The sequence below is a fragment of the Dactylosporangium sp. NPDC005555 genome, from assembly GCF_040605635.1.
Taxonomy (GTDB): Bacteria; Actinomycetota; Actinomycetes; order Mycobacteriales; family Micromonosporaceae; genus Dactylosporangium.
In genome coordinates this window covers 1-6622 of record NZ_JBEXDG010000130.1, presented here as the reverse complement: position 1 = coordinate 6622, position 6622 = coordinate 1, and the positions used below count along the sequence as shown (strand labels likewise).

6 protein-coding genes are annotated in these 6622 nt (G+C 74.3%); 2 read left to right on the top strand and 4 right to left on the bottom strand.

The window, feature by feature from the left end:
• Nucleotides 1-159: 159 nt before the first annotated feature.
• Nucleotides 160-1377, bottom strand: coding sequence for a PP2C family protein-serine/threonine phosphatase (locus tag ABZS58_RS50735; RefSeq protein WP_354791996.1), 1218 nt, complete (start codon nt 1375-1377; stop codon nt 160-162).
• Nucleotides 1378-1540: 163 nt separating this feature from the next.
• Here ABZS58_RS50735 and ABZS58_RS50730 point away from each other — a divergent pair, with 163 nt between their 5' ends.
• Complete coding sequence (locus ABZS58_RS50730; protein ID WP_354791995.1) at nt 1541-1918, top strand: STAS domain-containing protein; 378 nt, start codon at nt 1541-1543, stop codon at nt 1916-1918.
• A gap of 240 nt (nt 1919-2158) precedes the next feature.
• Here the strand turns inward: ABZS58_RS50730 and ABZS58_RS50725 are convergent, their stop codons facing one another.
• The 3 genes from ABZS58_RS50725 to ABZS58_RS50715 all read right to left on the bottom strand — a co-directional run bounded on the left by ABZS58_RS50725 (nt 2159) and on the right by ABZS58_RS50715 (nt 5499).
• Nucleotides 2159-3565, bottom strand: a complete 1407-nt coding sequence (locus tag ABZS58_RS50725; RefSeq protein ID WP_354791993.1) for a HAMP domain-containing sensor histidine kinase — start codon at nt 3563-3565, stop codon at nt 2159-2161.
• A gap of 284 nt (nt 3566-3849) precedes the next feature.
• Complete coding sequence (locus ABZS58_RS50720; RefSeq protein ID WP_354791991.1) at nt 3850-4545, bottom strand: response regulator transcription factor; 696 nt, start codon at nt 4543-4545, stop codon at nt 3850-3852.
• Between the two features lie 66 nt (nt 4546-4611).
• Nucleotides 4612-5499 carry an EamA family transporter gene (locus tag ABZS58_RS50715; protein ID WP_354791989.1) on the bottom strand — a complete coding sequence of 296 codons (888 nt, stop codon included), beginning with the start codon at nt 5497-5499 and terminating at the stop codon, nt 4612-4614.
• Nucleotides 5500-5568: 69 nt separating this feature from the next.
• Here ABZS58_RS50715 and ABZS58_RS50710 point away from each other — a divergent pair, with 69 nt between their 5' ends.
• Nucleotides 5569-6423: a LysR substrate-binding domain-containing protein gene (locus ABZS58_RS50710; protein ID WP_354791988.1), complete on the top strand. Its 855-nt coding sequence runs from the start codon at nt 5569-5571 to the stop codon at nt 6421-6423.
• Nucleotides 6424-6622: the final 199 nt, after the last annotated feature.

Sequence of the window (6622 nt, the reverse complement as noted above, 5' to 3'; positions counted from 1 at the left end):
CTGCGACGACTGCCCGAAAGGTCCGCTTCGCGGCCTAGAACACGCGCCGGTAGAAGCTTGACAAGCCAGAATTCCGAATTACGCGCCACCCTCCATAGCGGCACAAACTCTTCCGGATCATCCAGAACCCCGCCCGGCCCGCCGGCACCGCTCCGGGTGTCAGCGGGTGAGGTTGTAGGGGGCGCTGCGCCGGGCCGCGACCGGGGACCATTCCGCGAGGACCAGGGTGGCGTCGTCCGCCGGCGCGCCGCCCTGGTGCTCGGCGACGGCGTGCGCCAGGCGGCGCAGGGTCTCCGGCGCGGGCAGCCCGGCGGTGGCGTGCCGCTCGGTGAGGTCGATGAGCCGGTCGACGCCGAACTCCTCACCGGCCGCGTCGCGGGCCTCCGTCACGCCGTCGGTGTAGAGCAGCAGCCGGTCGCCGCCCTCCAGGTCCTCTTCGGCCACCTCGACGTCGTCGTGGACGCCGAGGGGCATGCGGCGCCCTTCGCCGAGGTCCCGCACGACCCGCCCGGTGCGCAGCAGCAGCGGCCTGGGGTGGCCGGCGTTGATGTACCGCAGCCGCCCCGCCTCCAGGTCGAGCTCCGCGAGGACGGCGGTCACGAACCGGCTTTCGGGGAACTGCTCGGTCAGTGCCGTGTCCGCGGCCCGGGCCTGGGCCCGCAGGTCACCGCCCGCGCGGCGGACCGCCCGCATCGCGGACATCGCCACCCCGCACGCGAGGCTCGCGGCGAGGCCGTGCCCGACGGCGTCGAGGACGACGATCCTGGCCCGCGCGCCGTCGATCGCGTAGTCGAACCCGTCGCCGCCGACGTCGTAGCACGGCTCCAGGATCGCGCTGATCACCATCCGCTCGCACGCCGAGGTCAGCGGCGGCAGCAGCTGCCGCAGCATCTCCGCCGCCGGGGTCATCGGCCGGGTGCGGCGCACCTGGGCGAGGAAGTCACCCTTGTGGGAGGTGACGGTCACCAGGTGACCGATGAGCCCGGCGAGGGTCTCGCAGCGCGCCCGCATCGTCCCGTCGCGCAGCTGCGACTCGTCCGCGGCGAGCGTGAACTCGACCACGCCGAGCCGGTCGGTGCCGTTGACCATCGGCACGCACCATCCGTCGTCGCCCGTCGGCGTCGACCTGACCATCGCGAACGCCTGCCCCGCGACGGTCGTCGCCACCGGTTTCGGGTCCGGCAGCGGGTACCGGGGCCGCGGCACCGGCCGCAGCGTCCGCTGCTCCTCGTCGACCAGGTAGATCGTGGCCTCGATCCCCAGTGGCTCCAGCGCCTCGCCCACGGCCGTCGCCAGCCCGTCGGGCTGGAAGAGATGCGATCCGTCCAGAATCGTGCTGAACGCTTCGAGCCAGCGCGCTTCCACCGTCGCCGCCATGCCTCGCTCACCCCTCGGCAAACCAAACACGGTCGCGTTCGCGACCCTCCCGTCACTCCGGTCGCGTGCGTGTCATCGCCGCGACCGATGTAACGGATTCCCATCCGCGCCGCGCCGGAAACGGACCCTGGGACGGCCCGGCGGGAGCCGCTAGGCTCGGGTCGTGGAGTTCTCCCTGGACCGTGACGGGTCGAAGCCGTCGGACGAGCGGGTCACCGCCGACGTCGCCGAACGCGACGGTGCCGCCGTCGTCACGGTGCGTGGCAAGGTCCTCTACGACACCCTCGCCCCGCTGGCCGACGCCCTGGCCGCCCTGACCGGCCGCCCCGCCCTCGGCGTCGTGCTCGACCTGTCGGGCGTGCCGATGTGCGACTCCAGTGGGCTCAACCTGTTCGTCAGGACCCGGTCGGAGCTCACCGCGACGGGCGGCTGGCTCCGCCTCACCGGCACCCGCCCGCTGGTCGACAACGTGCTGCACATCACCAACCTCGACCGCATCCTCCCCCGCTACGCGACGGTCGAGGAAGCCACCACCGCCTGACCCTGTCGCGGTCTCCGGCCCCCGCACGACGGCCGGCCGCGCCGCGCAGCCGCCGGGCCCTGCCGATACGCCCGGCACAGCGCCACAGCGGCGCCGCAGGGAGTTGCGGTCGCCTGACCGGTCGCCGGTCACCCGGGCTCGCCGACGGGTGGTCAGCGAGCAGGTAGCCAGCGTGCATGATGCTGTCGTACACGGCCGCGCGGCGAGCGACCGCCTGACGGTCAGGTGGCCGGCAGGCGGTCAGGTGGCCGGCAGGCGGATGGTGACGACAGTGCCATGCGGGGTGTTCGGGCCGGCGGTGACGGTGCCGCCGTGCTGGGCGGCGGTCTGCGCGACGATCGCCAGGCCGAGACCGGACCCGGGCATGCCACGCGCGGCGGGCGCCCGGTAGAAGCGGTCGAAGACGTGCGGCAGGTCGTCCGCGTCGATGCCGGGCCCCTCGTCGGTGATCCGCAGCACGCACCAGTCCTCGTCCGTCGTCAGCAGCGTGTGTACGACGCCGCCCGGCGGGCTCCACTTCGCGGCGTTGTCGAGGACGTTGACGAGCATGCGTTCCAGCTCGTTCGGCCGCCCGTGGACGATCACCGGCCGCAGGTCGGTGCCGAACGTGACCGACGGCACCCGGATGCGGACCCGGTCGACGGCGGCGCCGACGACATCGGTCAGCTCGACGTCCTCGGCCGGCTCCCGGGCCGTCTCCTCCCGGGCCAGCTCGACGAGCTCCGTGGTGAGCGCCGCCAGCTCGCCGACCTGCGCCTCCAGGTCCCGCAGCAGCTTCGCCCGCTCCTCCGGCGGCAGCCGGTGCGCGAGGTCCGGCTGCCGCTCCACCGCAAGGAGCAGCTCGATGTTGGTCCGGATGCTGGTCAGCGGCGTCCGCAGCTCGTGCCCCGCGTCCTCGACCAGGGCCCGCTGCGACCGGCGGGCGGCGTCGATCGCGGCGAGCATCGTGTTCACCGACTGGCCGAGGCGGGCGATCTCGTCGACGCCGTGGATCGGGACGGGCCGGTTGAGGTCCATCGTGACCGCGACGTCCTCGACGGCCTTCGTCAGCTGCTGCACCGGCACCAGACCCGCCCGGGCGACGGTCCGGCCGAGGGCCGCCGCGCCGCCGGTACCGACGACGCAGCCCGCGGCCATGAGCAGGCCGAAGACCGTCAGCGTGCGGTTGGCCGGGCCCTGGTCGACGGCCACCTGCACCGCCCCGCCGCCGCGGCCCGCAGGCACGGTCAGCATCAGGTAGCTGCGCCCGTCGAGCTCGACCTCCTCCTGGTGCTGCGCCTGCTGCCCGGCCGCGACCCGCCGGGCACCCTCGGTCACCGGCAGCCCGTTCGTGGAGCGGGAGCTGACGGCGGCGTCACGGCCGAGGACCTGCCAGCGGGGGCCGATGTCACGGCGGAACCGCAGGTCCCTCCTGCCGCCGGGTCCGGCCGGCGGCGGCCCGTCGCGCCACTGGTCGGGCTGCGCGGCGATCGACCGCGCGTCGGCGTCCAGCTGGGACCGCAGCTGCTGGCGCTGGATCTGGAACACGGCCGCGAACGCGATCCCGGCCACGGTCAGCACGGCGGCCGCGACAGCCGCGGTGACCAGCAGCGACAGCCGGTCGTGCAACGTCCGCCGCCGCCACCACCTGGCGAACACGCCCCGCACCGCGCCTCCCCGTGCGGCACTCCCGCGGACCCGACGCCCGGCACCGCGGCCTGACCCCCGCGCGGCGCTTCCGCCGGGTCCCCGCGCGACGCCCGGCCCGGGTCCCCGCGCGGTGTCCGGCCCGGGTCCCCGCGCGGTGTCCGGCCCGGGTTCCCGCGGGGCGTCCCAGCCGGGTTCCCGCGCGGTGTCCGGGTCGGGTTCCCGCGCGGTGTCCGGGTCGGGTTCCCGCGCGGCGTCCCAGCCGGGTTCCCGCGCGGTGTCCGGGTCGGGTTCCCGCGCGGTGTTCACAGGGGTTCCTCGCGCAGGACGAAGCCGACGCCGCGGACGGTGTGCAGCAGGCGGGGGCGGCCGTCGGCCTCCAGTTTGCGGCGCAGGTAGCCGAGGTACACGTGGATGCTGTTGGACGTCTCGCCGAAGTCGTAGCCCCACACGTGCTCGAACAGCACGCCACGGGTCAGGACCTGCCGCGGGTGGCGCAGGAACACCTCCAGGATGGTGAACTCGGTGCGGGTCAGCCGCAGCGGGTGCTCGCCCCGCCACACCTCCCGGGTCGCCGGGTCGAGGCGCAGATCGGCGAACGCGAGCGTGTCCGCGGCCGGCCGGGACGGCGCGGTGAGCAGCGACCGGCGCAGCAGCGCCCGGATCCGGGCGAGGAGCTCCTGCAACGCGAACGGTTTCACGAGGTAGTCGTCGGCGCCCGCGTCGAGGCCCGCGACCCGGTCGCCGACGCTGTCCCGGGCGGTGAGCATCAGCACGGGCACCAGCAGGCCGTCGCCGCGCAGGCGCCGGCACGCCTGCAGCCCGTCCATCCTCGGCATGCTCACGTCGAGGATCATCGCGTCGGGCTCGTCGGCGTGCGCGGCGTCCACGGCCTCCTGCCCGTCGCGGGCGGTGTCGACCCGGTACCCCTCGAACCGCAGCGTCCTGGCCAGGGAGTCCCGCACGGCGGCGTCGTCGTCGACGACCAGGATTCGCGGCATGGTCCCATGATGACCGGCCCCGCTAAGCGTTCAATAAGAAACGACGGTCTGCCAGGCGCCGGGCGGTCACGCCGCGGGGCGGTCCTTCCACAGGACGACACCGGCGCTGGCGGCCACGACCAGGCCGATCGCGGCGATCTGCGCCGGGTGCAGGTCCTGACCGAGGATCACGAATCCCGCCAGGGCCGCGATCGCCGGGCCGAGGCTCATCAGCACCGCGAACGTCGACGTCGGCAGGCGCCGCAGCGCGGTCAGCTCGAACGTGTACGGCAGCACCGACGACAGCACCGCCACCGCGGCGCCCAGCGCCAGGACACGCGGCTCGAGCAGCGCCCCGCCCGCGGTGACGATCCCGGCGGGCAGCGCGAGGACCGCGGCGACGAGCATCGCGAGGGTCAGACCGTCCCGTTTCGGGAAGCTCGCGCCGGCCCGCGACGACAGCATGATGTATCCGGCCCACGCGCCGCCGGCGAGGAACGCGAACCCGACCCCGACCGGGTCCAGCTGGTCGAACCCACCACCGCCGAGCAGCCCGACCCCGGCGAGCGCGAGCAGCGCCCACAGCCACGCGACCCGCCGCCGGGCGGTGACCACCGACAGCGTCAGCGGCCCGAGCACCTCCAGGGTGACGACGGGCCCGATCGGCATGCGCGCGATGGCCGCGTAGAAGGCGAGGTTCATGCCGGCGAGCACCGCACCGAAGACGCCGACGAGCATCCATTGGCGGCGGGTGTACCCCTTGAGTCTCGGCCTGCCGACGGCGACGAGCAGGGCGGCACCGATGACGAGCCGCATCGACACGACCCCGGCCGCGCCGGCGAGGGGGAACAGCGTGGTGGCGACGGCGGCTCCACTGTGGACCGACGTCTGCGACGCGAGGACCCGCCACACCCCACCGGGGCGCCTGACAGGCTGGGCGGCGACAGGGGCGGGCGCGGCGAGGACGTCGGTCACACGGGCAACGCTAGGCAGCGGAGCGGATCATGGGAAATGCCGTTTCACGGCTGGTTATGCTTGACGCGCATGACCATCGAGCTGCGGCACCTCAGAGGCTTTCTCGCCATCGCGGAAGAGGGCAACCTCACCCGCGCGGCGGCCCGGCTGCACCTGACGCAGCCGGCGCTGACCCGCACCCTGCAGCAGCTGGAGTCGCACCTCGGGGTCCGGCTCGTCGACCGGTCCACCCACCATCTGGCGCTGACCCCGGCGGGTCACGAGTTCCGCCGCAACGCCGCCGCGGCCGTGGCGGCGGTGGAGCACGCGCTCGACCCCGGACGGCACCGCGGGCAGCCGGTCCGGCTGGGGCACGCGTGGTCGGCGCTCGGCGCGTACACCACCACCTTGCAGCGGAAGTGGAAGCGCACGCATCCGGAGACGGTGCTCGAACTCCTCCGCCTCGACGAGCGCAGCGCGGGCCTCGCGTCCGGCGCGGTCGACGTCGCCGTCCTGCGCGGCCCGCCCCACGTGCCCGGCGCGCACACCGCCCACCTCATGCGCGAGCCGCGCCTCGCCGCGGTCGCCGACGACAGTCCGCTCGCGGGCCGGGCGTCGCTGACCCTCGCCGACCTCGCCGCGGAGCCCCTGGCCCTGAACACCGTCACCGGCAGCACGACCCTCGCGCTGTGGCCGGCGGACGCCGCGCCGACGCAGCTCGTCCCCGTGAAGAACACCGACGACTGGCTGTCGGTCATCATCGCCGGCGACGCGGTCGGGGTGACCCCGGCGGGGACCGCGGCCATGCACCCGAACCCGGCGGTGCGCTACGTCCCGCTCACCGACGCCCCGCCGGTCGACGTGATCCTCGCCTGGCGCGAGCCGTTCACCCATCCCGCGGTGCCCGACCTGCTCCGCCTGGCCCACGAGGTCGTCAGGCGCTGAGCCGGCACCCCGGAGCCGCAGCCGGCCGCCGACCGGCCGGTTGTGTCGTCTGCCTGGCCTCGGTGGGGGTTCTTGATGATCCGGAAGAGTTTGTGCACCCCTGGCTCAATGCCGGTGAGTTAAGGATTTGCGTCGAGGGTTGTCGATGCCGCGTGGCGGCTTGCGCAGCAACGAAGCTCCCGTTACACATGCTGTCGAC

Coding starts and splice junctions, on each gene's coding strand:
- ABZS58_RS50720 (WP_354791991.1), bottom strand. CDS start 4,545: ATGCCGCGAATCCTGGTCGTCGACGACGACGCCGCCGTGCGGGACTCC.
- ABZS58_RS50735 (WP_354791996.1), bottom strand. CDS start 1,377: ATGGCGGCGACGGTGGAAGCGCGCTGGCTCGAAGCGTTCAGCACGATT.
- ABZS58_RS50710 (WP_354791988.1), top strand. CDS start 5,569: ATGACCATCGAGCTGCGGCACCTCAGAGGCTTTCTCGCCATCGCGGAA.